The organism is Stenotrophomonas sp. DR822 (assembly GCF_019793815.1).
GTDB classification, from domain to species: domain Bacteria; phylum Pseudomonadota; class Gammaproteobacteria; order Xanthomonadales; family Xanthomonadaceae; genus Stenotrophomonas; species Stenotrophomonas indicatrix.
Genome location: NZ_CP081826.1, coordinates 378,893 through 402,511 on the forward strand (window position 1 = coordinate 378,893; position 23,619 = coordinate 402,511).

A 23,619-nucleotide genomic window follows, 5' to 3' on the forward strand; every position below is an offset into this window, starting at 1 on the left:
CCTATACGCGTTGCAGTGCGGGTTGGATGCAGTGGATTGCAACAGACCGCATGTTCACCTGGTCGTAACACCGCAGCTGGCTACCAGCGGTCGCTGCAGCTCAGTGCGCCAACGCTGCTCCGGCTGCTCGGTTGCGGGCGCGGCGAAGCGCACGGTCACCTGCGGATAATCGCCACGTCCATCGCGCAGGTTGCTGGTACCACGGAACTCCAGCAGGCGGCGATCGGCATCGGCGTAGACCAGCGACAGACGTGGGGCCACCGCGCCGAACCAGGTATCAAGGCGGACATTCACCGCATGGGCGGAAAGCCCCCGCCAGCGCACCGGGCCCTGGTACTGCACCTGCACGGGGTAGAAGCGTTGCCGGCCGGGCACCAGAAAAGGCAGGCTGACCGGCGCTCCCCCCTGCAGCGTCCGCCAGTGGGCCCGCACGGCGGCATCGAAGCCGGCGTCGATCACGGCATCCGGGGGCAGCGGCAGCTGCCTGGTCCGGGAAGGCGTGGATATGTCCTCCTTCCAGTCGACCCGGACCACGCCGGGGTCGACCCTCACATCGGCCGCTTGACCGCTGCGGGCATCCTGCAGCACATAGCCCCGCACCTGCGGCCGGGTGGCGGCGGGCATCTGCTTGCGGGCGAAAGGTTGGCCCTCAGGGCAAAGGTATTCCACCCAGCGTTCGCTGCCATCGCCGGCGCCGCGCTGCCAATGCACTTCGCGGTAGGCAATGACTCCGTTGGCCAGGGTGGCCACGCCCTCCGAACGCAGAAGAGGGGCGGCCGAAGCGGCGCAGGGCATGCAGAGCAGCAACCAGGCAAGACGCATCGGGGCGATCCATGGGAGGCTTGCGGGCCTGTACGCGCGACGGCGCCGGCTGGATGCACGTTGGCACCCATCCCGGGTGCATCCAACAGGCGCCACCGTGCGTAGAGGGAAGGACTCCTCTTCACCCAACGGCAGCCCCCGCCGATGTACCGTCCTCCCGCCAGTCCCTCCCATCCCTTCGACACCGCGCGGATCGTGTCCAGTTCACAGCAGCCCAGCAACGAGCCAACGAACTGGAACGGCGAGATGGATGGCGTCGCCCGGCTGCGCGATCGTGACTGCTTCATGCGCATCTACGACCATTTCATGCCGCGCCTGTGCATTTATCTGCGTGGCCTTGGGGCACCCGCTGCGGTGGCCGAAGAGCTGGCCCAGGAATGCCTGCTGCGCCTGTGGCTGCGCGCGGCCGAGTTCGATCCTGCCCAAGGTGCGCTGAGCACCTGGTTGTATCGCATCGGCCGCAACCTGCACATCGACCGCGTGCGTCGCGAACGCAGCTGGATGCAGGTGCAGGAAGCCGTGGAAGACGCCGCTGCCGCCGACGTCGGCGAGCGCAGCAGCGCCGAGCAGTTTGCCGATCATGCCCGCCTGCGCCAGCGCATCAATGAACTGCCGGCCACGCAGGCGCGTCTGGTTCGCATGTCCTACTTCGAGGCCAAGAGCCACAGCGAGATCGCGCAGGCGCTGGGGATGCCGCTGGGCACGGTCAAATCACACCTGCGACGAGCGTTCCTGCAGTTGCAGTCCAAGGTCGGGGGTGCACCATGAATCCGCACCACCACCTGCATGAGTCGACGCTGATGAGCTACGCCGCCGGTGCTCTGCCGGCACCGTTGAGCATCGTCGCCGGCACCCATCTGGAGCAGTGCCCGCACTGCCGCCAGCGGCTGCGCGAGGCGGAGGCCATCGGTGCCGCACTGCTGGAGCAGACCCAGCCCGTGGCGGACGAGGCGCGGCGGGCGGGCCTGCGCGACGCGATGCTTGCGCAGCTCGTCGAGGTCCAGGCCGACGAGCTGCCAGGCCCGCTGCGGTCGATGCCGCGCGAACGCCCCGAGGCGGATCCGGATCATCTGCCGACGTCGCTGCATCCGTACTTCGGCGATTCGCTGGGCCGGCTGCACTGGCGCTGGATGGCGCCGGGAGTGCATTGCATCCGTGCCGAGCAGATGCCGTCGCTGATCATGCTGAAGATCGCGCCGGGCAAATGCCTGCCGATGCACAGCCATGGCCGCAGCGAACTGACACAGATCCTGCGGGGTTCCTACAATGATGCCTTGGGTCTGTTCGCGCCCGGCGATGTTGCGGACCTGGACGAGGAGGTCGAGCACCAGCCGGTAACGGCGCCGGGCGTACCGTGCATCTGCGTTTCCGCGCTGGATGCGCCGCTGGTATTCAGTGGTTGGCTGGCCCGCCGGATCCAGCGCTTCGTGAAACTCTAGGCTTCCTCAAGGTCAGCCCATGTACGGAACACGCCCCCTGCGGATTCTGCTGACCGGCGCGACCGGACTGGTCGGGCAGGGTGTTGCCCGTGCCTGCCTCGCTTCGCCGCAGGTGGCGCGCACCGCTGCCCTGGTCCGCGGCAAGGCCCCCCTTGACGCGCGTATCGAGCAGATCGTGCTGGCCGATTTCCAGCATGCCCGTGGTGTGGGTCCGCAGCTGGCCGGATTCGATGCGTGTTTCTATTGTGCCGGAGCACCGCCGGTCGGCACCGCCGAGGACGTGTATCGGAAGGTGACGCTTGATGCCACCCTTGCCGTGGCTGCAGCATGGGCCGAGGCGAATCCGGACGGCCGGTTCCTGTATGTCTCCGGCGCCCATGCCAATCCCCACAGCCGGATCATGCCCCTGCGCATCAAGGGCAAGACCGAGGCCGCGTTGGCGCAGCTCGCGGTGCGCACCGTCATGCTGCGTCCCGCCGGGGTGCGCCCGGTGGCGGGGACCGGCACCCGTCATGCGGCGTTGAAGCCGCTGTATCGCGTTGGCGGTCCCCTGATGGCGGCGGCGGGCCGCGTCCTGCCCTCACTGGTGACCAGCAACGAAGCCATCGGCCGCGCGATGATCGTGCTGGCGACGATGCCGGAGCCGCCGCCGGTGCTGGAATGTGCGCAGATCAACCGGCTGGGTGGCGCTGCTGCAACCTGATGGGCGCGGTGCACATCTGCTGCACATCGCGCCTACTACAGTCGTCGCTCATCCTTCTGTGACGCATCGACGTGAACCTGCAGCCATCGTCTTCCCTGCTTCGCCCATCGCGCCCATCGCCTGAAAACGGCCGTTTCGACCTGCTGGATGTCAACGCACTGCAGGATCCCGGCAGCGGCCGCATCGTCCATCTGTATTCACTGGTGGCGCGCTGCCTGTGCTGCGAGGTCGTATTCAAGGCGCAGGAGGGCGATGGGCTTGTCAGCACGTCTGCCGCGCGTGTGCTGCGCTGCCCGACCGGCTGCGGTGAGCAGGCCTTCAGGGGCAGCGCGCTGCGCCAGTGGCGGCCCGCAGCGCAAGGCCCTCAGGCATTGCCCGGCTAAAGCACGGCCGGATTGGCCTGCCACACTGCGTAGTTGAGCGCGCAGGCGAACGTCACCCATGCCAGGTAAGGCAGCAGCAGCCATGCCGCTGCCGGACGCACGCGATGGAAGGCGACGATCGTGGCCACGATCAGCGCCAGCAACAGTGCGATGTCAGCGAACGCCAACGCCCCCTGTTTCCAGCCGAAGAACAGCCAGCTCCACAGCACGTTGAGGGCCAGCTGCAGCAGATAGAGCGCCAGCGCAGGCGTGGCCGCGCGCCATCCGCCCTGGCGCCAGACCAGCCAGGCCGCCAGCGCCATCAATGCGTACAGCACCGTCCACACCGGACCGAACACGCTGGCCGGCGGTGCCCATGCCGGCAACGCCAGGCTTGCGTAGAAATCCGCTGCCGAGATCGAGGCACGCGCGCCGAGTGCGGCCGCCAGAAAAGTGACGATGGCCCAGCCCAGAAGGCCAACTGCTTGCCTGCGGACATTCACGGTGTCTTTCCTCCTGCACTATCGCCAACTGCGGTAGTGCGTTGTACGTAAAGGCGTCGCGACTGGATGCAGCCTGCGGGTCAGTCCGCCGTGCCACCGTCGCTGGCCGCTGCAGCACCGGGCAGCAACGCGGGCCGACCGTCGAACCATTCCCGCGCACCGGCCAGATGCCATTGGCGGCGCTGCCCATCCAGCTCGATGCCAGCACCCAGCAGGCCCCAGCGAAGGTAGAGGTCGCCACGTTTGCGCTGGTCCAGCAGATCCAGCCGCGCACGCAGCGAAAGGCGCTCGTTCTCCGCCTGCAGTCCATCCAGTACCAGATGCCCGGCGCGCCAGCGCAGGCGGGTATGCGCATCCACCTGGCCGGAGTCGAGCAGCGACAATGCCCAGCGCGGGTAATCGCTGCGCTCGGCAAACAGCGCCAGCAGCGGGCCCGCGTCGCGCATGGCAAGATCCGCGCGTGCGTCCACCTGGAACGGTGACTGCGCATCAATGTCACCGCGGGCAATGGTGACCCGGCCCCACCACGGCTGTGAACGCTGCTGCTCACCTACCTGCACGTTGCGCAGCTCGATCACGCTACCGCCCAGATCGAAGCGGCGCTGGCTGAAATCACCACGCCGCAGCCTGCCATCAACGCGGGCGTCGCCCTGCAGGCCAAGCCCGGCCACCTGCAGGCGTGCGCGTTGGCTGCGCAGGCGGACACTGCCATTGCCAACCCGGCCCTCGGTATCCAGTTCAACGTCGCCGCTCACCTGGCCAGCGCCTCCCAGCAGCCGCACCTGGCCGTTGCCCAGGTAGCGGTTGTAGGCGGTGAGGTCTGGAATGCTTGCGTCATCGAAGCGCAGCTGCGCGCGCACGCCCTTGCGCAGCTCGCGCAGGCGACCGTCACCGGTGAGTGTCAGTGCCAGGTCGCGCCCATCGAACAGCGTGGCACCCTTGGCGCCGCCTGCACGCGCATTGAACGTGGGAAGCTTCACTGCCAGGACGGCGTGCGTTGGCGTCCCGGCCTGCAGTTGGCCATGGGCGCTGGCCGTTCCCTGCATGTGCACGCCGGCCACGTCGGCCACCGCCCGCGCCGCAGGAATGTCGACGCTGCTGCCAGCGGCCAGCTCGCCGTTCTGCAGGCGCAGGTCGGCGCGCAGCACGCCACCACCCTGCAGCTGGAACCAGGGTTTCTGCACGAACAGTGCAGGAATCCAGTTGAGCGAGGTGAAGGTCCATTCGCCCTTGACCGTTCCGGAGGTGCGGCCCAGCATCTGGCTGGGTTCGGCGAATGGAATGTGCCGCCCGGTGATGGTCAGATCCGCGTCCAGCGCAGCGCCTGTGCCCTCGCGCTGCGGCAACCGCGCCTGCAGGCGGATATCGCGGGCGGCATCCAGCTGCACTGCCAGCGTTCCGCGGTCGGGGGCGCCAGCTCCCATCTGCAGGGGAACGCGCCAGACCGCATGGCTGCCGGGCTGAAGCGCGCCCTGGTCCAGAGTGATCGCGGCCTGCAGCTGCCCCGGCGCGGCGGCGCTGGCAATGGAAGGACGTTGCGTGTCCGTATCCAGGCGCAGGCCTTGGCTGCGCGCCTGCACCTCCAGCACGGCATGCAGCAGCCCCAGCTTTGCCAGCCCGGGTGCCTGATCGCGGTAATGCCGTGGGTAGGAGAACTGCGTCTTCAGTTGCATGTCGCCGAGCAGCTGGGTGCCGTCCAGGCTGACGTCGGCATCAGCGAAGGCCACCTCCGAGTCGAGCAGTTCCGAGGGACCACCACGCAGCTGCTTCACGAAACCGACCGTGCCGCTGCCCTGGCCAACGATCAGCAGCTTGCCCACGCGGACGCTGCGGATGGTTTCGCTATGAATGCCATCGAACCGCAACGTCCAGCCGCGATCGCCGCGCGGTGGTGAGGGAATGGCCTCCTCCACGCGCGCGATCTCGGCGGCCACCCCGGTCGCGTGCAGCGACGGCACGCGCACCTCGCGCTGGAACAGCGGCAGCAATGCCAAGCGTGCACTGGCGCGGTCCGCGCGCAGCACATACACCGTGTGATTGACGTGGCCGCGCATCTGCACATTCCAGGCGATGACATGCCCCGGCAGCAGCGTGATCGCCGGGCCAGTGGTCATCACGAACTTGTGCGGCTTGCGATTGGTAACCTGATCGAACAGCGGCGTATTGAGGAAAACATTGCCTGCCAACAGGTACAGCAGATACAGGCCCAGCAGGTACGGCAGCAGCTTGCGGCCGTGACGGCGCCATCGCTGCGGGCGGGCGAGGGAGTGGGGCATGGACCCTCGGCGTGGAATGGGATGGTCATCACTATCGTAGATGCGGCTGCGGCGCGATGTGAACGTGCTGCGCACACCGCGTCCTATAATCAGCGCGTCACTGTTCAAGGAGGTCACGGCATGAATGCCCGGACCAGCAAGGAAGGCGCAACCCAGGATGCGCCGCGCGATGCCGCCTCGGCGTCGTTCGATCCGACCTACACCTCGGCCAACAGCGAGGTGCGGGCCGCCGCCGGTGGTTACTCGGTCACGTTGAACGAGGGCGACGGCGCGTTGAAAGTGGGTACCGAGCACAAGCGCGCAGCGTCCAGTCTCGCAGCTCAGTTCCAGGGGACGTCGCTGAACATGGCCGGCAGCCCGACGCCCGATGGCGGCAGGGATTACCTGCTCACGATGGAGTCGGTGGTCGGGGCAAGCGCGAAAGGTGCCGGCTTCCAGGACACCAGCAGCACCGGCATGCGCGGGCGCTACAGGGTCAGCCTGCCCAGCGAGGCGGTTCACGTCGATCCCACCCGCATCAACCCGTTCGATCCGCAGACCATTCCCAAGGGGGGCAGCGTCACCCTGGATGGCCAGCAGTTCACCGGCACCGCACTGGAAGGCAGCTTCCGCAACATCGCCATGCAGAGCCAGACGACCGAGGCGAGCGGTGCCAGCTACCGCGTGGATCGCCTGGATGATGGCCGGGTGCGCGTCTCCACCGGGCCGAACGAGGCGGTGGAAGCCTTCAACGGCATGGGATTCAGTGCCGGCAGGTTCAGCGCGATTGCCGGTCGGCAGGACGCGCTCGGCCATGCTGCCGTCCGCACTGCTACGTTCGACCTGGATCAAGCCGAAGGCCGCCAGGCCTATGAACAGTTCATCGACAACGGCACGCTGAGCGGCCAGACCCCGGGCGTGCAGGATCTGGCGACGGTCGAGCGGCTGGGCGTGAGTTCGCAGACGCGGCTGAAGGTCGGCTATGGCGACACGTTCGGCCTGGACCTGGCGGGTGCACGCAACAGCGGCGACGTGGTGCAGGTCAGTCGCGAGGACGGCAGCCGCACCGAACTACGCAGCGTGCAGTACAACGGCAACCTGCCGGCAACCCGGGTCAGCGCCTACGGCGCCGACGGCCAGGAAGACAGAGCGCAGCGCCGCTATGAATTCACCTTCGACCTGCGCGGCCATGCGCAGGGTGAGCAGATTGCCGGAATGGTCAACGCGGCACTGTCCGGCGACCCCAGCGGTGATCGCGGACCGGTGAAGGCCGGTGAGCTCACTACCCTGAGCTTCAGCGAGGCCCAGATGCGCACGCTGATGGAGCGTACCCAGTCGATGGTCGGGGACAACCCGATGCTGGGGCCATCGTGGCAGGTGCTTGCAGAGGACGGCAACGGCAGGCCGCAGCAGGATGTGGACGCCTTCGCCCTGGGGCTGGCGCGCAACCAGGGGCAATCCACCTATGGCATGGCCGAACGTCTGTTCCATATCGCTGCGGCGGGCGGCAAGGATCTGCACAAGATCGATGCTGCCGTGCAGGGCGAGCACCTGCAGTCGCTCGCGCCGCCCTCACCGCTGCTGCCCCGGCAGGACCCACGGCACACCGCCAGCCCGGACCACGGCATGTGGCTGCAGAGCCAAGGCGCGGTGAGCAGCCTCGACCAGGCGATGGGGCGCCAGGGTGATGAGATGAGCGAACGGCTGGGCATGGCCCTGCTGGTCGCGGCCAAGGGCAAGGGCATGCAGCGGATCGACGAGGCCGTGCTCAGTGACGACGGCAGGTACGCGTTCGCGGTGCAGGGCCAGCCGCACGCCGCCGATCGTCAGATCGCCCGCACCGATACTGCGCAGGCAGTGGCTACGCCGGTCGAGGACCAGGTGCGTCAGCTGCAGGATGCACCCGAGCGCACCGGCGCCGCACGGCAGGATGCCCGGCAACAGGAGCAGGTCGTACAGGAGCAGGCCGCACAGGAGCAGGCCGCACGGACCATGGCGCGCTGACGCGCGCCCGGGCCTGCTACCCGCCCGGCGCCATCATCGTGCGAAGGAGCCCTCCGGCAGGCACTGGCGCTCGGCCGAATCGACCACCATGCTCAGATAAGGTTCGCCGATGCCCTGTCCGGCCAGCAACCGGCGCTGCCACGCCTTCGCAGCGGGCACGTCACTGCTGAGGCAGGCATGGCGGGCGGCGGTCTCCAGGTTCCATGCAGTCGGGTACTCGGCGAGGATGTCTTCCCATCCCTGCCGCATCAGCGGCCAGTCGACCGCCGAGTTCTGGAACAGCTGCTGTCCCGGCACGCCTTCGCTGACCGATGCGTACAGGCGCGCATACAGGCTGGCGCGGCGGCGCTTGGAGGTTCGTGCCAGAGCATGCCGTGCGAAAGCTTCCATCTGCTGTGCATCGCCCTGCCAGTGCGGGGTGAAGCGCTGCATCGCGATCAGATACAGCGGGTCATGGTCGGGAAAGCGCCTGCTGCCTTCGTCGACCAGCGCCATGAAGGCTGCTTCATCCACCCCCTGCCGCAACGCGATCAGGAGGGACATTTCATACCAGTAGGGGTCGCGCTTGGCGATCGCCTTGTGCTCCTGCATATAGGCGGCCGCTACCGCGTTGTACTCGCTGAACTGCTGCCAGCCCTGCGCCGACACCTCGTGGGCATAGCCATCGCCTCGGAAGCTCCAGGCCAGATTGAGCGGCACGCGCGCGGCGACCAGATGGGCCGACAGGGAGCCCGGTGACTGCCGGATCCAGCGTGCGGCCCAGGCGGTCCAGTCATTCCACTGCCGTACATCCTGAGGCGCGGTGCCGATGCGCCGCGATATGCAGATGTAGAAACGGCTGAGGTTGGAATAGCCGCTGGCATTGCGCTGGCCCTTACGGAAGCGATCGGCCATGGCATCGAGCGCCTTGAAGTCGTCGGCGTCCATCAGTGGCGCCACCTGATCGCACAGGGCGAGTGAATCGGGATCTTCCGAGGCCCAAGCGGACGAAATGGTTAGGCATGCCAGGCTCAACAGCGTGCCGGCGAAGTGCATCCTGCGCATCGGGATCATCCTTGAAGTTTGGGCGGGGCCGGGAGCGGCTTCAGGCCCGCTGCGGCATTGCGCAGTATCCCACCGCCCGCTACCCACCGGAAGTGAGGCCGCCTTCTGCGCTACGCTGGGCGCATGACCCAGAGCCCGGAACTGCTGCGCCGCCTGCTGCGTGCAAAAGACCACATGGACCGGGCCAGCCATGAAGACTGGCCAGTGGCGCGGCTGGCCGGGATCAGTGCGGTTTCCGCGGCCCATTTCGCGCGCTCCTTCAAGGACGCCTTCGGGGTGCCGCCGCACCGCTATCTGCTCAGCCGCCGCATCGAGCGCGCTGTCGCCCTGCTGCGCGATACCGACCTGCCGATCACCGAGATCGCACTGCAGACCGGCTGGACCAGCCTGGGCACCTTTGGCCGCATCTTTCGTGACATCACCGGCGACAGCCCCGGTGCCCTCCGCGACCGCGAGCGGACCGATGCCCCGGCGCAGGGTGCGGTGCCGGAGTGCCATGCGCGTGCCGCACGGCGCCCGGACCTGAAGATCGCAGTTTTGGAGAAGCGCCGCCGCACCGGCCTTGTTAGCGTAGATCCCACCTGAGGGAGGATGCTATGACTGGCATGGTGAATGTGGTCGGCCTGTATGTGCACGACCAGGATGCGGCACTGGATTTCTACGTCAACGCACTCGGCTTCCAGGTGCATACCGATGTCGGCAACGGCGACCATCGCTGGCTCACGGTGCATTCGGGCGGCGAGGGCGGTTTCCAGCTCGGCCTGTTCAAACCGGGGCCGCCGGTACACGATGCGGCCACTGCGCTGACCCTGCAGCAGATGGTGGCCAAGGGTGCGATGCCGCCGCTGGTGCTGGCGGTGGACGATTGCCGCGCCAGCTACGAGCAGCTGCTGGCACGTGGGGTGGAATTCACCCAGGAGCCGGTGGAGCGCTATGGTGCAGTGGATGCCGGATTCCGTGATCCGTCCGGCAATGGCTGGAAGATGATCGAGCGCCCTGCGAAGACTGCCGAGAGGGCGCCGCAGTGAGGGCCGGCAGCTGGGCGCGTCCCGTGCACCGCTGGACGTCTATCGTCTTCACCCTGACAGTGATCGCCAACTTCGTGGCGCGCTGGATGGGGCAGGGCGAACCACCGGCCTGGCTGACCTACTCGCCGCTGCCGCCGTTGTTCCTGCAGCTGTTCACCGGGTTGTATCTGTTTGCGTTGCATTACCGCCGCAGGCCGGATGCCGCTCGCGCCGGCGTCGCACCCTGAGGCGGGGCGCGGAGGCAGATCAGGCAGGGTCCTCACGCAGCGCAGGCCCGGCGGAGAAGACTCTGCCGGGCCATCCGGCGCTCAGCTCAGATCGCATCCGCTCGGCAGCGGCCAGCTGGCACTGGGCAGCATGTTCTTCAGCGACGCCGGCGCGTTGATCGCCACGTAGCTGGCACCCAGCAGCTCTTCCAGATCCGCGATGGTGACCAGATAACTGTCCAGACTGCCCAGACCCGCTTCATTGGGAACGATCCAGCTGATGGCCTTGGCGGTGCCGGTGTTTGGATCCTTGGTGATGATCGTCTTCCAGAAGAATTCCGGGGTCGGAATGCCATGGCTGGCCAGGAAATGGTCATTGGACGCATCGCCATAGACCACGCCGCCATAGACGTCGACCGGGGCGATGTCCCGGTAGCACTCGGCCACGTTCTCGGCCTTCACCCAGATGCCCTGGTTGAAGCTGGACACCTGCGGCACGATGTTGGTCATGTAGTTGGCGCGGCGGATGTAAGTGGCCTCGTAGTCCATGTGATTGGACGTCACCAGATGTCCCCGGTCATAGCCGGACTGCACGCTGGCATAGGAGGCGGTGCTGGTCTGGCCGAGGCAGCCTGCCGGCAGGTCCGGGTCCTTGTAGAAGCTGGACGGGCGGGCCGCCGAGCCGGTGTCCGCCACCAGCGTGTATTCGTAACGGGTCGCGCTGTGGATGCTGCAGTCATAGGTCAATACGAACCCACCCTTGTTGAGGGTCACGACCTGGGCATGTGCGGCCCCGGCAAAAGTGCTGAAAACAAGGGCAAGGAAGAACGTGGCAAGGCGCATTGCGGATCTCCATGGATAGGGGCAGGGCGCAGCCGTCCACCACGGCAGGCGAGGCTTTTCCGTGTGCAGGACGATGCGGTGACAGGTGTCGGGGATGCGATCCGGCCGTAGCCGGTATTGCCTGGGATCTCGACCGCGCACTGGCGTCAGGAAAGCTTTCGCGGTGTCGTTAGCGTCTTTTTTTGTCGTCAACAGGTCAACGACCAAAGTGCGAAGGTGTGACTGCGCGCAAGCACTGGGCTCCTGTCAGATCAAGGTGCCCATGCATGAAAGAATGACCTGTTAGCGGCGTGGCCCTTGCCCGGTGGATAGCTGTCCGCAGGGCGCGTGCCGACGATTGACGTGACGCATCACGGCCGGGCAACCCGATGCCCGTAGCGGCCGCGCCGCGCTGGCGCTATGCTCGCCGTAAAAAGGGCATACGCAGATGAAATGGACTTCCATCGCGGCCGCAACACTCTGCGCGCTGCTCACGAACAGCTGCTTGCGCGATATCCCTTCCAACGCCAGTTGGCCGTTCCTGCGCCGGGCGCACCGTCCACCGACGCGCTTGAAGAAGAGCTGAGAACCTGCGGCGAGAAATGCAACGCCTACCTCGCGGCGCCTCTGCAGATGCGGTAGAACCTGCATGTCGCCCGGCATTTCAATGGAACCGGACAGATGAAGCGAACGATTGCAATGGTAGCGCTGTTGATGCTGTCGACAGCAGCGAGCGCGGGCGTGGAAAACATCAAGGAATCGAAGAAACTCAAGCCGGACGAAGGCATCCTGGTCACTTCGGTCACCTGCGCAGATCGGATCAACTTCGTGCAGCTCTACCTGTCCGGAAACGCGTCGACCGGCTTCTGGGGTCCGTACAGGTTCGATTCCGTAGCCACCTGCGCAAAGGGCCTGAAGACCCGCCCCGTCAAGGCTGGCCGCTACTACATAGGCTGGGTTGGCATCGGGCAGCAGGGCGTCGCCATTGCCGAGCCCCAGGCGGTCAGCTTCAATATCGAGGCAGGCAAGCTCAATTACATCGGTGACATCTACGTCGGCGACGTTTCACCCTTCCACCTGGACAACGAAACACTGTTGCGGACAACCGGCAATCTGGTCAGCGTCGTCGATCAGGAGGCACGGGCGCGAGCTGCCTTGGCAGCCGATCATGCCTGGTTGCTCTCACGCTATGAATTTGTCAGTGCTCCCGCGGCGGCGCCGCCGAGAGTTGAAGGAAGTAACCAGCATCCGGCCAGGCCTTGAGATCAACGGCTCACGCGGGGAAGCAGGCAGGGATCGACCTGCACGCAACGGCCATCCATTCTTGACGGCGCCTTGGCGCCGGACGTGGATACTTCCGCCGTCATTGGCCGAGGAGGACTGGAAATGGGTAGCACCGAGACCAACCGGGCGCCGCGCATTCTGCGCGTGGAAGTGATGCCGCTGGACTGCGGGGAAACCGCAGTGGTGGTGGAACTGGCATCGCCCCCCGGCAGGGCCTGGGAGAAGGCACTGAAGCGCGTGATTTCTGAAACCGAGGGGCTTGAATCGGCGCAGTCGCGCTGTGACGGCCGCTTCGTCTACATCATCGGTATCGAGCCCGGTGGCCGTGGCACGCTCCATCGGGTGAACCAGGTCCTGGCCGCCACCCACGAACGCATTGCACCGCGCAACGGGCATTCCATGCCGATGCCACAGCAACCGGCAGGCGCCATGGTCAACGCCAGCCTCTGAGCAGCGATGGCCGATACACGGCAACCGGCCGGCTGCAGGCCGGCCACGCCCGGCGGCACAGGCTTCACGCCGCAGCCAACGTGTGTTCACCATGTTGCTACGGGCCTGTCGCCACCGTAGCGCCATGGCACGTGAACTCCGTCATCCGCGACCGGGCCACCCGGTCGCCGTGGGCTGCGCAGGGTGGTCACTGCCCACGGACATCGCCCACGCGTTCGCGGCAGGAGACAGTGCGCTGCAGCGCTATGCATCGCGCTTTCCGATCGTGGAGATCAATTCGTCGTTCTACAGGCCACATCAGCCCGTCACGTATGCGCGCTGGGCGGCCAGCGTGCCGCACGGTTTCCGTTTTTCGGTGAAGATGCCGCAGGCCATTTCCCATGACGCGCGCCTGCGCGGTACTGCGCCGTTGCTCGACACGTTCCTGCACGCGGTGGCGCATCTGGGGGATCGGCTGGGCGCCCTGTTGCTGCAGCTGCCGCCGAGCCTGGCCTACGATGGCCGCACGGCCTCGGCCTTCTTCCGGGCGCTGCGCCGGCGCAGCGCCGTGCGGGTCGCCTGCGAACCACGCCACCCGAGTTGGTTCGACGACAAGGCCGACGCGCTGCTGGATAACCACGGCATTGCCCGGGTCGCGGCCGATCCCGCCCGGGTTGCAGGGGCCGATCAGCCGGGCGGAGCCAGGCACTGGAGCTACTGGCGGTGGCACGGGCAGCCGCGCATGTACTACAGCGCCTACCAGCAACCGCAGCTCTGCAGTCTGGTGGCCGCCGCAGTAGAGGCCGCCCAGGCGGGGGAGGCGTGGATCATCCTTGACAACACGGCGCACGGCCACGCCGTGCCCAATGCACTGCAACTGCAGTCGATGCTGGAGCACGCCAATGCCTGAAGGTCCTTCCATCGTGCTGCTGCGCGAGGCCGCCGCCAGGTTCAAGGGAAAGACCGTCCGTGGCGTCAGTGGCAACAGCACGCTCGACCTGGCCTGCCTGGAGGGACGCCGGGTGCGGGCCGTGCGCAGCTGGGGCAAGCATTTCCTGCTGGAGTTCAGCCACGTCAGTCTGCGCATCCACCTGATGATGTTCGGCAGCTGGCGCATCGACGAACGCAAGGAGACCCCAGCGCGGGTATCGCTGCGCTTTGACAACGGCGAACTGAACTTCTACACCTGCTCGGTGAAGCTGATCGATCAGCCGTTGGACGAGGTCTACGACTGGCGCACCGACGTGATGAGCGACCTGTGGGACCCCCGGCTTGCCCGCCGTCGCCTGAAGTCGATGCCCGATGTCCTGGTCTGCGATGCCCTGCTGGACCAGACGCTGTTCTCCGGCGTGGGCAACATCATCAAGAACGAGGTGCTGTTTCGCATCCGGGTCCACCCGGCCAACCCTGTTGGTGATCTTCCGCCGCGCAAGCTTGCCGAACTGGTCAAGCAGGCCCGCGAATACAGTTTCGACTTCCTGCGCTGGAAGCGCAGCTTCGAGCTGAAAAAGCACTGGCAGGTGCACACCCGGCGGACATGCCCCCGTTGTGGTGGTCCGGTCAGCAAGGTCTACATGGGCACCACGTATCGGCGCACCTTCTTCTGCCCGGTATGCCAGGTCGATTATCGCGCTGGGACGCCGCGGCCGCCGGCGAAGAAGCGCACCCTGGCGAGAGGCCCGGTTCAGCGCGGTGGTGTCAGGCCCGTGCGTTGATGTGAGGACGTGGATGACAGCGAAGCGATGATCTGACGGTTGCTGAGTACTTCGACGGCGCCCGATCGCTGCAGGGTCTGCAGGGCCGGCTGGCGGCGGTCCGGCAGGGCGGCGACCGCTTCCCGGGCGACCACCGTCGCGTACTCGCGCGAGTTGGCATCGATGGCAGTGGCCAGCACGCACGCGTCCAGTACCATGCCGGCCAGCACCAATCGCCGGGTGCCGAGCTTGGCCAGCAGCACCGGCAGTGGCGTGGCGAGGAAGGCGGAGTGCTTCGGCTTGAGGATGAAGTAGTGTTCCTCGCTGGGGGCAAGGTACTGGACGATCCGCGCCGAGGCGCCGCCCTTCTGCCGGCAGGCCTCGACCAGCTGCGGGAAGTCGCGCTGCCAGTTGCCGAAATTGTCATTGGCGTAGATCACCGGGCAGCGGTGCGCGTCGAATGCAGCACCCAGGCGGGCGGTGCGCTGGGCTGCACGTACGGCGTACGGAGCCAGTTGCCGCCCCTGTGGAAAGTCGAACAGGCTGAAAAGATCGATGATGAGCAGGGCGGTGGGCTGTCCCATGGCGGGCTCCGAGGTGTCAGGCCTCCACTGTCCGTTCGTCTTCAGCACCACGGACCAGCGCACCGGAGCCGCCTGACGGGCGCGGGCTGGCCGGCCCCCTCGGCGGGAGCGCAGGCCCGATCACTGGCCAGCTCCGTCGTCCCCCTCTCCCTTGTCGTGCCGAGCGGGCGCCACGCGCTTGCCAAGCCGTTGCGCCTGCTCATCCGGCGTGGCGGCGGCGACGAAGGGAGAGATCGGATCGCTGGCCGGGAACGTCTCCGTCAACGCCTGATCATGATTGGCACCGTTGTGGGCCTTGGCCTGTCCAGCGCTGGCAGCAGGCACCGCAGCCGCGTCGTCATCCGGATGGGGCAGGTCTTTCTGATCGCGCTGCATGACGTTTCCTCATTGATTGGACCGCATCGTGCGGGGGGCACGACAACGGTAAACGTGAACGCGTGAGTACCCGCATCAAGCCGGCGTGGACGCAACGTCAACAATCAGGGCGTCCTTCCATATGAGCTCGAAGGCGTTGCACGGTTGCGGCGCCACGCCAGCAGCTGTCCGATCAGCGCGGTTGCCAGCAACAGCAGGTTGGTGACCACGAACACGGTGGCACCCAGCAGCGCGCTGTAGATCGTGAACAGGGTAGACGCGGTCATCTGCCCGATGAAAAGCCACTTCGAGACGGTTTCCGGGTGCGCCGAGTGCCATTGCTTGACCATCTGCCGGACCAGCGTGGCCATCAGTACGGCTGTGGCGGTCCATCCAAGTAGATCAGGATGCATACGTCATCCTCGCGCAGAAGCGCGCCGCCCCCTGGCGGGCGACGCGCAGGCTGATCTGCGGTGCACCTGCGATCACGCGGCCTGGGCGGCCTTGGCGTTGCCGCCGCTCTTGGCCAGCAGGGTCAGCTTCTCGTCCGTGGCCTTTTCTTCTTCCAGCGTTTCCAGCAGCAACGGCACAGCGTCCTTGTATCCGAGCTGCTTGGCCAGCGCGGCGATGGTGCCGTAGGAAGCGATTTCGTAATGCTCGACTTTCTGCGCGCCGCCAATCAGTGCTGCATCGCGCACTGGGCCCTTTTCAATGCTCTCGATGACTTCCTTGCCTTCTTCCACCAGGCCCTCCATCGCCGCGCACTTGATCCGCTTCAGGCGGATGCCCAGTACCTCCACGACCTGGTCGATGCGCTCGACCTGGCCCTGGGTCTCCTCGAGGTGGGTCTCGAACGCGGCGGCAAGTGCGGGGTTCTCTGCGGCCCGGGCGAGGCGCGGCAGGGCCTTGGTCAGCTGCTTCTCGGCACTGTAGATGTCGGACAGTTCGTGGATGAAAAGGTCTTCAGCGGTCTTGATGGCCATGGCGCGCTCCAGCGGGGAAGGAGTGACGAGGCTATCCCGGCCGGTGTTGGGCTGCGGGGTAGATGCAGTGAACGGCGGATGCGCATCGAGCGCGCAGATGCATGCATTCCCCTCACGCCGGGCACTGGGCGCGCGTCGGAACCAGGCTCAGCGTTGGTCGGCCGCTGCTGCAGAGTGGCCGGTTGCCGCCAGATGTTCGCCGTCCACCAGGCGCGCATTGCTCACGGCTTGGTGCGATCCGCATTTTCCACAGGTCAGCAGCGTGCCCCCTGTCATCCGCTTGAGCTCCGCGTCGGCGCGGGACACGTGGTGGCACTGGTTGCAGCGGAAGGCGATAGCGGTGACCTGATCGATGCAGCCTCGCGCATCGGTCGCGTAGTCCACTGAAAAGACGTAGAAGAGTCCGGTGTCAGGCATGAAATCGATCTCGCGGGCGGAGTTGTTTCATGCCATGGGGCAGCAGTGCATGGCGTGAATCCTGCCGGGGTTCCTTTTCACATTTCACTGAATTGTTCTGTTTCAGGCTGCGCCTGCTGCACTGCCTCAACCGGCCTTCTGCTACGGTTGGGAGCCCATTGCAGGGAGGTCGAACGTGCCCATCAGAGCCGTTGTGTATACCAGCGAGGCGGCAGCGGATATTGCTGCCAGCCGGCTGGGCCAGGCCGGGGGCAGGCTGTGCGACATCGTGGATGACGCAGCACGTTTCAACCGCGATGCCGGCGTCACCGGCGTACTGCTGTTCGACGGGGTGCGCTTCGTGCAATACATGGAAGGCCCGGACGATGGCCTGCAGGTGGCATATTCCCGGGTACTGGGTGCCAGCAGCCACAGCGGCCTGATCGAACTGCAGCGGGGCAGGGTGGGGCAGAGACGCCTGCCTTTCTGGCCCATGCGTTGGCTGGCGGTGGAGCCGACGGAGCTGAGGCGGGTGGCCGGCGCGGACTGGACCGGTTTCGTCCAGCGCGAAGGCACCGCTGCACCCACCACTACTGCCACGGGCATGGAGCTGCTGCGCGCCCTGGTCCAACCCTATGCCGCCTCACCCGGTACGGAGTCGCCATGACAATACAAGCCACGTTCCACAGTGGACACCACCGCCGGCTGGACGTTCTTGCCGGAGCGTGGGAGACCACCCTCATCGCGCTGCAACCCGACGGCAGCACGGGCGGGGTGTCGTTCGCATCGGACGTCTACACGTGGATGCCCAACGGTCACTTCCTGGTGCATGAGGTCGACGCGATGATGGACGGGCAGCGTGTGCGCTCCACGGAAATCATCGGCGTCGATGTTGAAGCCGGTGGTTTCTTCAGCCGCAGCTACGACGCTGATGGTGGCACCAGCGATTTCACTTCACGACTTGATGGCGGCAGGTACACCATCCAGGGTCAGTCCCAGCGGTTCGACGGCGTAATCAGCAGCGACCGGCAGTTGCTGACCGGGGAATGGGAGCATCGGGTCGGCGATGACTGGATCCCGTTCGTACGCATCGTGCTTGAACGGGCCGAGTAGATTCGCTTGTTCCGCAGCCCGCCGGACCGGGGACGTTGCGGTCGGTCGCGCCTAGCGCTTGGGCGGCGGCGGCGCGGCTTCTTTCCCGCGTTCGGCCTCTGGCCCCGAGGCCTGGTCTTCGGAGGCGGCGGTGCCGCTGCCGCCGCCGGGCACGTTGCGCGCCAACGCGCTGGCCGCTGGTGGGGTTTGCCGAACCGCATCGGCATGTTGTGCCTTATCGGTCGGTTCGCCTTGGTTGCAGGCCGACAATGCCATCGTCGCCACGGCACACAGCAGCAGTACCCGCATGGCCACTCTCCAGAGTAGGAAACCCCTTGTTTCTAGCGTTGAGGGCGTTGTGCGGGCGTGACGGGGGCGGCAGCGCACCGGCTGAAATCTGCCTCTGCTGGTGCCGGGAGAAGGGCGCTTCGCCGCGCTGCGGCGCTTCCTGCTCACTCCGCGACGACGTTCAGGTGCGTTAAAGTTGCCCGCGTAGGTGCCCCCCGCGTCGCGGTGAGGGGCAGCCGAAGAAGTGACGCATCAGGAGTCCACATCATGAGTGTTCCCGAGGGGTTGGAAGGGAGTGGGCAAGGCCTGACGCGCAGAACCTTCCTGCTGGCCGTTGGCTCCGCTTCGCTGCTTGTTGCCTGCAACGGCAAGGCGCCAGCAGCCCATGCCGGTGCCACGCCAGCGAGACGGACGGACGGGCGCTTTCTGCAGCTCTCCCAGGCACTGACCGGCAAGTCCGACCTTGATCCGGCAACCGCCGCGCGCATCGAAGCCGCCTTCGCCAAGCTGCATCCCGACATGCACGCCCAGTTCTCCGCACTCGCGGCCAAAGCGCAACAGGTGCAGGGCCCTGAAGCGCTGCTGGCGGCTGTTGGCGATGCACGGCCGACAGCGCTGGCCATCATCACTGCCTGGTACACCGGCAGCGTAGGCAAGGGGCCGCAGGCCATCACCGTGTCCTATCGCGATGCGCTGATGCAGCGCCCGGTGGACGATGGCCTGTTCCCGCCCACCTATGCACAAGGCGGTCCGGCATGGTGGACGGCCGAACCGCCGGCGGCGGTACGCGCGCACGGCTGAGCCTGCGCTTCCAGCTCTTTTCCCGTAATTGTTATGGATTCCCCTCATGAAAGCTCCGGTTTTCCGTGATGGCGACGCCGATGCCGATGTTGTGATCGTCGGTTCGGGCGTCGTCGGCGCCTTGATCGCCCACCAGTTGGTTCGTGCCGGAAAATCGGTTCTTGTGCTGGAGGCGGGCCCCCGCCTGCATCGTTCCGACGTGGTCGAGAACTGGCGCAACGTCAGCTTCGAACGGCGCATCGGCAGTGATTTCCAGGGGCCGTATCCGCAGTCACCGCTTGCCACCGCGCCGCTGTACTTCCCGGCCAATGACTACGTGGGCCTGACCGGCCCCGACGCCAGCAGCTTCCATCAGGGCTTCATCAAGGCCGTGGGTGGCACCACCTGGCACTGGGCCGCCTCCTGCTGGCGCCACCTGCCGGTGGACTTCAGGATGCAGAGCACCTACGGGGTGGGGCGTGACTGGCCGATCAGCTACGACGACATCGAGCCTTATTACTGCCGCGCCGAGGAGGCGATGGGCGTCTCCGGGCCGAATGATCCGGACAAGCAGAGCCCCTCCGAGCGATCCAGGCCCTACCTCGCCGACATGATTCCCTGGGGCAACGGTGACAAGGTGTTCGCCGAGGTGGTCAATCCGCACGGCTACAACCTGGTGCCCATTCCGCAGGGTCGCATGGTCACGCCCTGGAACGACCGGCCCGCCTGCTGCGGCAACAACAACTGCCAGCCGATCTGCCCGATCGGCGCGATGTACAACGGCATCCATACCATCGAAGCGGCCGAGAAACTGGGCGCGCAGGTGCTGGCCGAAGCAGTGGCCTACAAGATCGATACCGACGCGCAGAACCGGGTCACGGCCATCCACTGGTATGACAACAACAAGGTCAGCCACAAGGCCACCGGCCGCAGTTTCGTGATTGCGTGCAATGCACTGGAGACGCCGCGTCTGCTGCTGCTTGCCGCCAATGAGCAGAACCCGAACGGTATCGCCAACAGTTCCGACCAGGTGGGGCGCAACATGCTCGACCATTCCGGTTTCCACTGCTCGTTCATTGCCGACAGGCCGATCTGGCTGGGCCGTGGACCGGCGCAGTCCAGCTGCATGGTTGGCCCGCGCGACGGCGCCTTCCGCTCGCAATACTCGGCCACCAAGATCATCCTCAACAACATCAGCCGGGTGGCGATCGCCACCGACCAGGCGCTGAAGAAAGGCCTGGTCGGCGACGCGCTGGATGCGGAGATCCGCCGCCGTGCCGTCTTCGGCGTGGATCTTTCGATCAGCCTGGAACCCTTGCCGGATCCCAGCAATCGCCTGACGCTGTCCAAGACGCGAGTGGATGGCCACGGCCTGGCCTGCCCGGATATCCACTACTCGCTGGGCGACTACGCCCGGAAGGGTTACGACGAATCCTGCAAACAGCTGCGGCATATCGGCTCGCTGTTCAATGCCGAGGAGTTCGTCATCACCACGGCGCTCAACGCCAACAACCACATCATGGGCTCGACCATCATGGGCGCGGATCCGCGCGATTCGGTGGTCGATGGCGATTGCCGCGCACACGATCATCCCAACCTGTGGCTCCCGGGCGGCGGCCCGATGGTGTCGGCCAGCGTGGTCAACAGCACCTTGACCATGGCCGCGCTTGCGCTGAAGGCAGCAGATGCCATCGAGCGTGCCGCATGAAGACCTTCTGCTCGCTTCTGCTGATGATGCTGGCTGCAGCCAGTCAATCCGCGCACGCAGATGAGGTCGCCGAACGCGGGCGCTACCTGTCTGTCGCTGCGGACTGCGTGGCATGCCACACCAGCCCCAAGCAGGGCAAACCCTACGCAGGCGGCTACGCGATTGCCTCGCCGCTGGGTGAGATATGGGCAAGCAACATCACGCCCTCCAGAAGCCATGGCATCGGCCTGTACAGCGAAGACGATTTCGCCAGGGCGGTACGCGAAGGCGTGCGCAAGGACGGCGCCCATCTGTATCCGGCGATGCCTTATACCTCGTATGCCAAGCTGACCGACGAGGACATCCACGCGCTGTATACCTACTTCATGAAGGAGGTGGCGCCGGTCGATGAGGAAGCTCACGCGACCGAGCTGCCGTTCCCCTTCAGCATCCGCCAGTCCATGGCGGTGTGGAACCTGCTGTTCCTGGACAAGGAAACGTTCACCCCCGATGCGGGCAGGAGCGCGCAGTGGAATCGCGGCGCCTATCTGGTGGAGGGTCTGGCGCACTGCTCCAGCTGCCACAGTCCGCGCGGGCTGATGATGCAGGAAGTGGACGGCAAGGCCTTCGCCGGCGGATCGCTGGGTGACTGGTACGCCCCCAACATCACCTCACACCCCACCAGCGGCCTCGGGGGTTGGAGCGATGCCGAGCTGGCCCAGTACCTGAAGACCGGCCGCGTTGCCGGCAAGGCGCAGGCCGGGGGTGGCATGGCCGAAGCGGTGAGCAACAGCCTGTCCAAGCTGCAGGACGATGATATCGCGGCCATCGTCGCCTACCTGCGCACGGTGCCGGCCGTGGCCGATCCTGAGGCCACCCGGGCCGCCTTCGCGTGGGGAGACGCCGCCACGGCGCCGGGTGAGCAGCCGGTACGCGGCACGAGTGCTGCATTGGCCTCGGGCGGGGTGCTGTACTCAGGCTTGTGCGCAAGCTGCCATGGATCCAGGGGCGAGGGCAGCAGGGACGGGTACTACCCCTCCCTGGTGCACAACACCACCGTCGGCATGACCCGCCCGCAGAACCTGATCGCCACCATTCTCGGCGGCGTTGACCGCGACGTGCATGGCGAGCATGCGTTGATGCCGCACTTCTCGAAAGGCTCGTTCGTACAGGACCTGAGTGACGCCGATATCGCAGCGGTGGCGACCTACGTGCGCACGCAGTTCGGGCCGGGCGACCAGGTCACCGAAGCGCAGGTGGCGTTGACCCGTGCTGGCGGCGAGAAGCCACTTCTGGCTAAGATTGCACGCTTGTGGCTGCCGATGCTCATCCTTGCCGTGCTGGCGTTGGTAGGCATGGTGCTGCTGGTGCGCCGCGCGTGGAAGACCCGGAAGGCGCGGAGGGCGGCTGCATGAATTTCGTATCCTTGACCGGCATCGGGCTGCTCGCCTTCATCGTCAACGGGCCGGTGTCGGCCGCCGAAGCAAGTGGCACCGCCAAGCCCAAGCCGGTAGACAGCGTCGTGCAGACGCCGCTGAGTGCGGACTGGGCTGCGCGCCTCTGGCTGCAGGACCGCGGTGTCACGCCGAGTGCGCGCATCGTGATCGGCAGTGGCGTCAACAGCGACGGATACAAGGGCAGTGGCTGGTCCACCGCCGAGCACATCGACCTGGGCGCGACGATCGACACCGGCAAGGCATTCGGCTTCGACGGCACCCTGCGCGTGGTGTTCTCCGATCGCTTCGGCAACGCCATCAATGAACGATCCACCGGTTCCTACATCCAGAACCAGGCCTTCTATGGCCAGGGCCAGAACCTGCGTTTCAACGAGCTCTCCTACGAGCGTTGGCTGCTGGACAAGCGGTTGAGCCTGAAGGGTGGCTTCTACTCGATGGGCAACGACTTCGGTGGCTTGCCTTACACCTGCAACTTCAACAACAACGGCCAGTGCGGGCATCCGCTGGGCCCGATCTACAGTTCTGGCTGGCTGGACAATCCGACAGGCCAATGGGGCCTGCGGGTAAAGTGGAACGATCCCTCAGGCTGGTACGTGCAGACCGGCATCTACGACGTCAATCCAACGCGCAAGCAGGCCAACAGCGGCTTCCGTGTATCGACGAGGGGAAAGACCGGCCTGTTCCTGCCGGTCGAGCTGGGCTACAGCCATGGCAAGTCCGGAGAGGACTATGGCGGTACCTACAAGGTCGGCTACTACCTGGATACCTCCAACGCCGATGACATCGGTGACCCGACGGCACCTCGCGCTTCGCATCGCAGTGGTTCGTACGTGCAGGCCGCGCAGCGGGTGTGGAAGCCCGAGGGTGACACGGTGCGCGGCATTTCGGTGTTCGGCGTGGCCACCCGGGCGGATGCAAAGACCGGGCTGATGCGCTACTCGTGGGAAGCGGGCGTGAGCTGGCGTGGCGTGATCGCATCGCGCGAGGATGACGTGCTCAGCCTGGCCTGGAACCGGCTGGACATCTCCGACCGGCTCGCCCGCCATCAGCAGCTCGCCGGAAAGGATGTGCAGAGCAACGAGCAGTTCGTCGAGCTGAACTACGGCGTGCAGGTCGCCCCGTGGCTGGTGCTGCGGCCGGCGGTGCAGTACGTGGCACGGCCCGGCGCCTATGCCAGCCGGCCCGACAGCTGGGTGTTCACCCTGCAGGCGCAGGCAACGCTGTAGCGCTGCGTCAAATAATTGACCATTTTCCCCGGCGATATTCCGCGGTCCAATGGATTATCTGCACTTTCTACTTTTGCGACGCCGCGCACGATATTCATTGATTATAGGATCATACTTCGCCGCAACTGCAGGAGCGGATGCAAGGTTCGCCCTCCGGCCCGGATCAACGAACGGGCC

At 66.1% G+C, this 23,619-nt stretch carries 29 protein-coding genes; 18 read left to right on the forward strand and 11 right to left on the reverse strand.

Annotation, left to right across the window (positions count from 1 at the left end):
• Window positions 1–54: 54 nt before the first annotated feature.
• The gene (locus K5K93_RS01840) at window positions 55–822 is read right to left on the reverse strand and encodes a hypothetical protein (RefSeq protein WP_222389474.1); all 768 of its coding nucleotides are present in this window, start codon (window positions 820–822) and stop codon (window positions 55–57) included.
• Between the two features lie 144 nt (window positions 823–966).
• Here K5K93_RS01840 and K5K93_RS01845 point away from each other — a divergent pair, with 144 nt between their 5' ends.
• The 4 genes from K5K93_RS01845 to K5K93_RS01860 all read left to right on the forward strand — a co-directional run bounded on the left by K5K93_RS01845 (window position 967) and on the right by K5K93_RS01860 (window position 3,347).
• Entirely contained in the window at window positions 967–1,590 is a 624-nt protein-coding gene (locus tag K5K93_RS01845) for a sigma-70 family RNA polymerase sigma factor (protein WP_025874474.1), read from the forward strand.
• Window positions 1,587–2,261 carry a ChrR family anti-sigma-E factor gene (locus K5K93_RS01850; RefSeq protein ID WP_222389476.1) on the forward strand — a complete coding sequence of 225 codons (675 nt, stop codon included), beginning with the start codon at window positions 1,587–1,589 and terminating at the stop codon, window positions 2,259–2,261. Before K5K93_RS01845 ends, K5K93_RS01850 begins: the two co-directional genes overlap by 4 nt.
• A 19-nt stretch (window positions 2,262–2,280) precedes the next feature.
• The gene (locus K5K93_RS01855) at window positions 2,281–2,964 is read left to right on the forward strand and encodes an NAD(P)H-binding protein (protein WP_222389477.1); all 684 of its coding nucleotides are present in this window, start codon (window positions 2,281–2,283) and stop codon (window positions 2,962–2,964) included.
• Between the two features lie 71 nt (window positions 2,965–3,035).
• Entirely contained in the window at window positions 3,036–3,347 is a 312-nt protein-coding gene (locus K5K93_RS01860) for a hypothetical protein (protein WP_093818395.1), read from the forward strand.
• Here K5K93_RS01860 and K5K93_RS01865 read toward each other — a convergent pair.
• Together K5K93_RS01865 and K5K93_RS01870 are read right to left on the reverse strand one after the other, a co-directional pair.
• On the reverse strand, window positions 3,344–3,829 hold the full coding sequence (locus tag K5K93_RS01865; RefSeq protein WP_222389478.1) for a TspO/MBR family protein: 486 nt from the start codon (window positions 3,827–3,829) through the stop codon (window positions 3,344–3,346). The two genes, K5K93_RS01860 and K5K93_RS01865, sit on opposite strands and share 4 nt — an antisense overlap.
• 80 nt (window positions 3,830–3,909) lie before the next feature.
• On the reverse strand, window positions 3,910–6,105 hold the full coding sequence (locus K5K93_RS01870) for a hypothetical protein (RefSeq protein WP_222389479.1): 2,196 nt from the start codon (window positions 6,103–6,105) through the stop codon (window positions 3,910–3,912).
• A 120-nt stretch (window positions 6,106–6,225) separates the two neighbouring features.
• Between K5K93_RS01870 and K5K93_RS01875 the strand changes: the two genes are divergently transcribed.
• Entirely contained in the window at window positions 6,226–8,088 is a 1,863-nt protein-coding gene (locus K5K93_RS01875) for an XVIPCD domain-containing protein (RefSeq protein WP_222389480.1), read from the forward strand.
• A gap of 33 nt (window positions 8,089–8,121) precedes the next feature.
• Here K5K93_RS01875 and K5K93_RS01880 read toward each other — a convergent pair whose 3' ends face one another.
• Window positions 8,122–9,132, reverse strand: a complete 1,011-nt coding sequence (locus K5K93_RS01880) for a hypothetical protein (RefSeq protein WP_222389481.1) — start codon at window positions 9,130–9,132, stop codon at window positions 8,122–8,124.
• Window positions 9,133–9,255: 123 nt separating this feature from the next.
• On the opposite strand from K5K93_RS01880, the gene K5K93_RS01885 reads away from it, so the two are divergent.
• Genes K5K93_RS01885 through K5K93_RS01895 form a run of 3 tightly spaced genes read left to right on the forward strand, consistent with a single transcriptional unit; the run spans window position 9,256 to window position 10,387 of the window.
• On the forward strand, window positions 9,256–9,717 hold the full coding sequence (locus K5K93_RS01885) for a helix-turn-helix transcriptional regulator (protein WP_222389482.1): 462 nt from the start codon (window positions 9,256–9,258) through the stop codon (window positions 9,715–9,717).
• Between the two features lie 11 nt (window positions 9,718–9,728).
• Window positions 9,729–10,160: a VOC family protein gene (locus K5K93_RS01890; protein WP_222389484.1), complete on the forward strand. Its 432-nt coding sequence runs from the start codon at window positions 9,729–9,731 to the stop codon at window positions 10,158–10,160.
• Window positions 10,157–10,387, forward strand: coding sequence for a hypothetical protein (locus K5K93_RS01895; protein WP_025874484.1), 231 nt, complete (start codon window positions 10,157–10,159; stop codon window positions 10,385–10,387). Before K5K93_RS01890 ends, K5K93_RS01895 begins: the two co-directional genes overlap by 4 nt.
• Before the next feature lie 81 nt (window positions 10,388–10,468).
• Here K5K93_RS01895 and K5K93_RS01900 read toward each other — a convergent pair whose 3' ends face one another.
• A complete protein-coding gene (locus K5K93_RS01900; RefSeq protein WP_222389487.1) occupies window positions 10,469–11,209 on the reverse strand; it encodes a DNA/RNA non-specific endonuclease in 741 nt (246 codons plus the stop codon).
• 660 nt (window positions 11,210–11,869) lie between these two features.
• On the opposite strand from K5K93_RS01900, the gene K5K93_RS01905 reads away from it, so the two are divergent.
• The 4 genes from K5K93_RS01905 (at window position 11,870) to K5K93_RS01920 (ending at window position 14,616) form a co-directional block, all read left to right on the forward strand.
• Complete coding sequence (locus tag K5K93_RS01905) at window positions 11,870–12,451, forward strand: hypothetical protein (RefSeq protein WP_222389489.1); 582 nt, start codon at window positions 11,870–11,872, stop codon at window positions 12,449–12,451.
• Between the two features lie 123 nt (window positions 12,452–12,574).
• Complete coding sequence (locus tag K5K93_RS01910; protein ID WP_025874492.1) at window positions 12,575–12,922, forward strand: hypothetical protein; 348 nt, start codon at window positions 12,575–12,577, stop codon at window positions 12,920–12,922.
• A gap of 124 nt (window positions 12,923–13,046) precedes the next feature.
• Window positions 13,047–13,811, forward strand: a complete 765-nt coding sequence (locus K5K93_RS01915) for a DUF72 domain-containing protein (protein ID WP_222390932.1) — start codon at window positions 13,047–13,049, stop codon at window positions 13,809–13,811.
• Complete coding sequence (locus K5K93_RS01920) at window positions 13,804–14,616, forward strand: DNA-formamidopyrimidine glycosylase family protein (RefSeq protein ID WP_222389490.1); 813 nt, start codon at window positions 13,804–13,806, stop codon at window positions 14,614–14,616. The genes K5K93_RS01915 and K5K93_RS01920 overlap by 8 nt, the downstream gene beginning before the upstream one ends.
• Here the strand turns inward: K5K93_RS01920 and K5K93_RS01925 are convergent.
• The 5 genes from K5K93_RS01925 to K5K93_RS01945 form a co-directional block, all read right to left on the reverse strand.
• Complete coding sequence (locus K5K93_RS01925; RefSeq protein WP_222389492.1) at window positions 14,586–15,179, reverse strand: isochorismatase family cysteine hydrolase; 594 nt, start codon at window positions 15,177–15,179, stop codon at window positions 14,586–14,588. The two genes, K5K93_RS01920 and K5K93_RS01925, sit on opposite strands and share 31 nt — an antisense overlap.
• Before the next feature lie 120 nt (window positions 15,180–15,299).
• On the reverse strand, window positions 15,300–15,554 hold the full coding sequence (locus K5K93_RS01930; protein ID WP_222389494.1) for a hypothetical protein: 255 nt from the start codon (window positions 15,552–15,554) through the stop codon (window positions 15,300–15,302).
• A 104-nt stretch (window positions 15,555–15,658) separates the two neighbouring features.
• Window positions 15,659–15,946 (reverse strand): hypothetical protein, encoded by a 288-nt coding sequence (locus K5K93_RS01935; RefSeq protein WP_222389495.1) that lies wholly within the window; start codon window positions 15,944–15,946, stop codon window positions 15,659–15,661.
• 72 nt (window positions 15,947–16,018) lie between these two features.
• Window positions 16,019–16,516 carry a DUF892 family protein gene (locus K5K93_RS01940; RefSeq protein WP_222389496.1) on the reverse strand — a complete coding sequence of 166 codons (498 nt, stop codon included), beginning with the start codon at window positions 16,514–16,516 and terminating at the stop codon, window positions 16,019–16,021.
• Window positions 16,517–16,663: 147 nt separating this feature from the next.
• Window positions 16,664–16,933, reverse strand: coding sequence for a hypothetical protein (locus K5K93_RS01945; protein WP_222389497.1), 270 nt, complete (start codon window positions 16,931–16,933; stop codon window positions 16,664–16,666).
• 175 nt (window positions 16,934–17,108) lie between these two features.
• Here K5K93_RS01945 and K5K93_RS01950 point away from each other — a divergent pair, with 175 nt between their 5' ends.
• Both K5K93_RS01950 and K5K93_RS01955 read left to right on the forward strand, forming a co-directional pair.
• A complete protein-coding gene (locus K5K93_RS01950; protein ID WP_222389498.1) occupies window positions 17,109–17,579 on the forward strand; it encodes a BLUF domain-containing protein in 471 nt (156 codons plus the stop codon).
• Window positions 17,576–18,025 (forward strand): DUF1579 domain-containing protein, encoded by a 450-nt coding sequence (locus K5K93_RS01955; protein WP_222389499.1) that lies wholly within the window; start codon window positions 17,576–17,578, stop codon window positions 18,023–18,025. Before K5K93_RS01950 ends, K5K93_RS01955 begins: the two co-directional genes overlap by 4 nt.
• A gap of 51 nt (window positions 18,026–18,076) precedes the next feature.
• Here K5K93_RS01955 and K5K93_RS01960 read toward each other — a convergent pair whose 3' ends face one another.
• A complete protein-coding gene (locus K5K93_RS01960; RefSeq protein WP_222389500.1) occupies window positions 18,077–18,313 on the reverse strand; it encodes a hypothetical protein in 237 nt (78 codons plus the stop codon).
• 246 nt (window positions 18,314–18,559) lie between these two features.
• Between K5K93_RS01960 and K5K93_RS01965 the strand changes: the two genes are divergently transcribed.
• The 4 genes from K5K93_RS01965 to K5K93_RS01980 are packed head-to-tail and all read left to right on the forward strand — an operon-like array spanning window position 18,560 to window position 23,442.
• Window positions 18,560–19,093 (forward strand): sorbitol dehydrogenase family protein, encoded by a 534-nt coding sequence (locus K5K93_RS01965; protein WP_222389501.1) that lies wholly within the window; start codon window positions 18,560–18,562, stop codon window positions 19,091–19,093.
• A 46-nt stretch (window positions 19,094–19,139) separates the two neighbouring features.
• A complete protein-coding gene (locus tag K5K93_RS01970; RefSeq protein WP_032974706.1) occupies window positions 19,140–20,780 on the forward strand; it encodes a GMC family oxidoreductase in 1,641 nt (546 codons plus the stop codon).
• Window positions 20,777–22,174: a cytochrome c gene (locus K5K93_RS01975; RefSeq protein WP_222389503.1), complete on the forward strand. Its 1,398-nt coding sequence runs from the start codon at window positions 20,777–20,779 to the stop codon at window positions 22,172–22,174. The genes K5K93_RS01970 and K5K93_RS01975 overlap by 4 nt, the downstream gene beginning before the upstream one ends.
• Window positions 22,171–23,442 carry a carbohydrate porin gene (locus K5K93_RS01980; protein ID WP_222389504.1) on the forward strand — a complete coding sequence of 424 codons (1,272 nt, stop codon included), beginning with the start codon at window positions 22,171–22,173 and terminating at the stop codon, window positions 23,440–23,442. Before K5K93_RS01975 ends, K5K93_RS01980 begins: the two co-directional genes overlap by 4 nt.
• Window positions 23,443–23,619 lie beyond the last annotated feature (177 nt).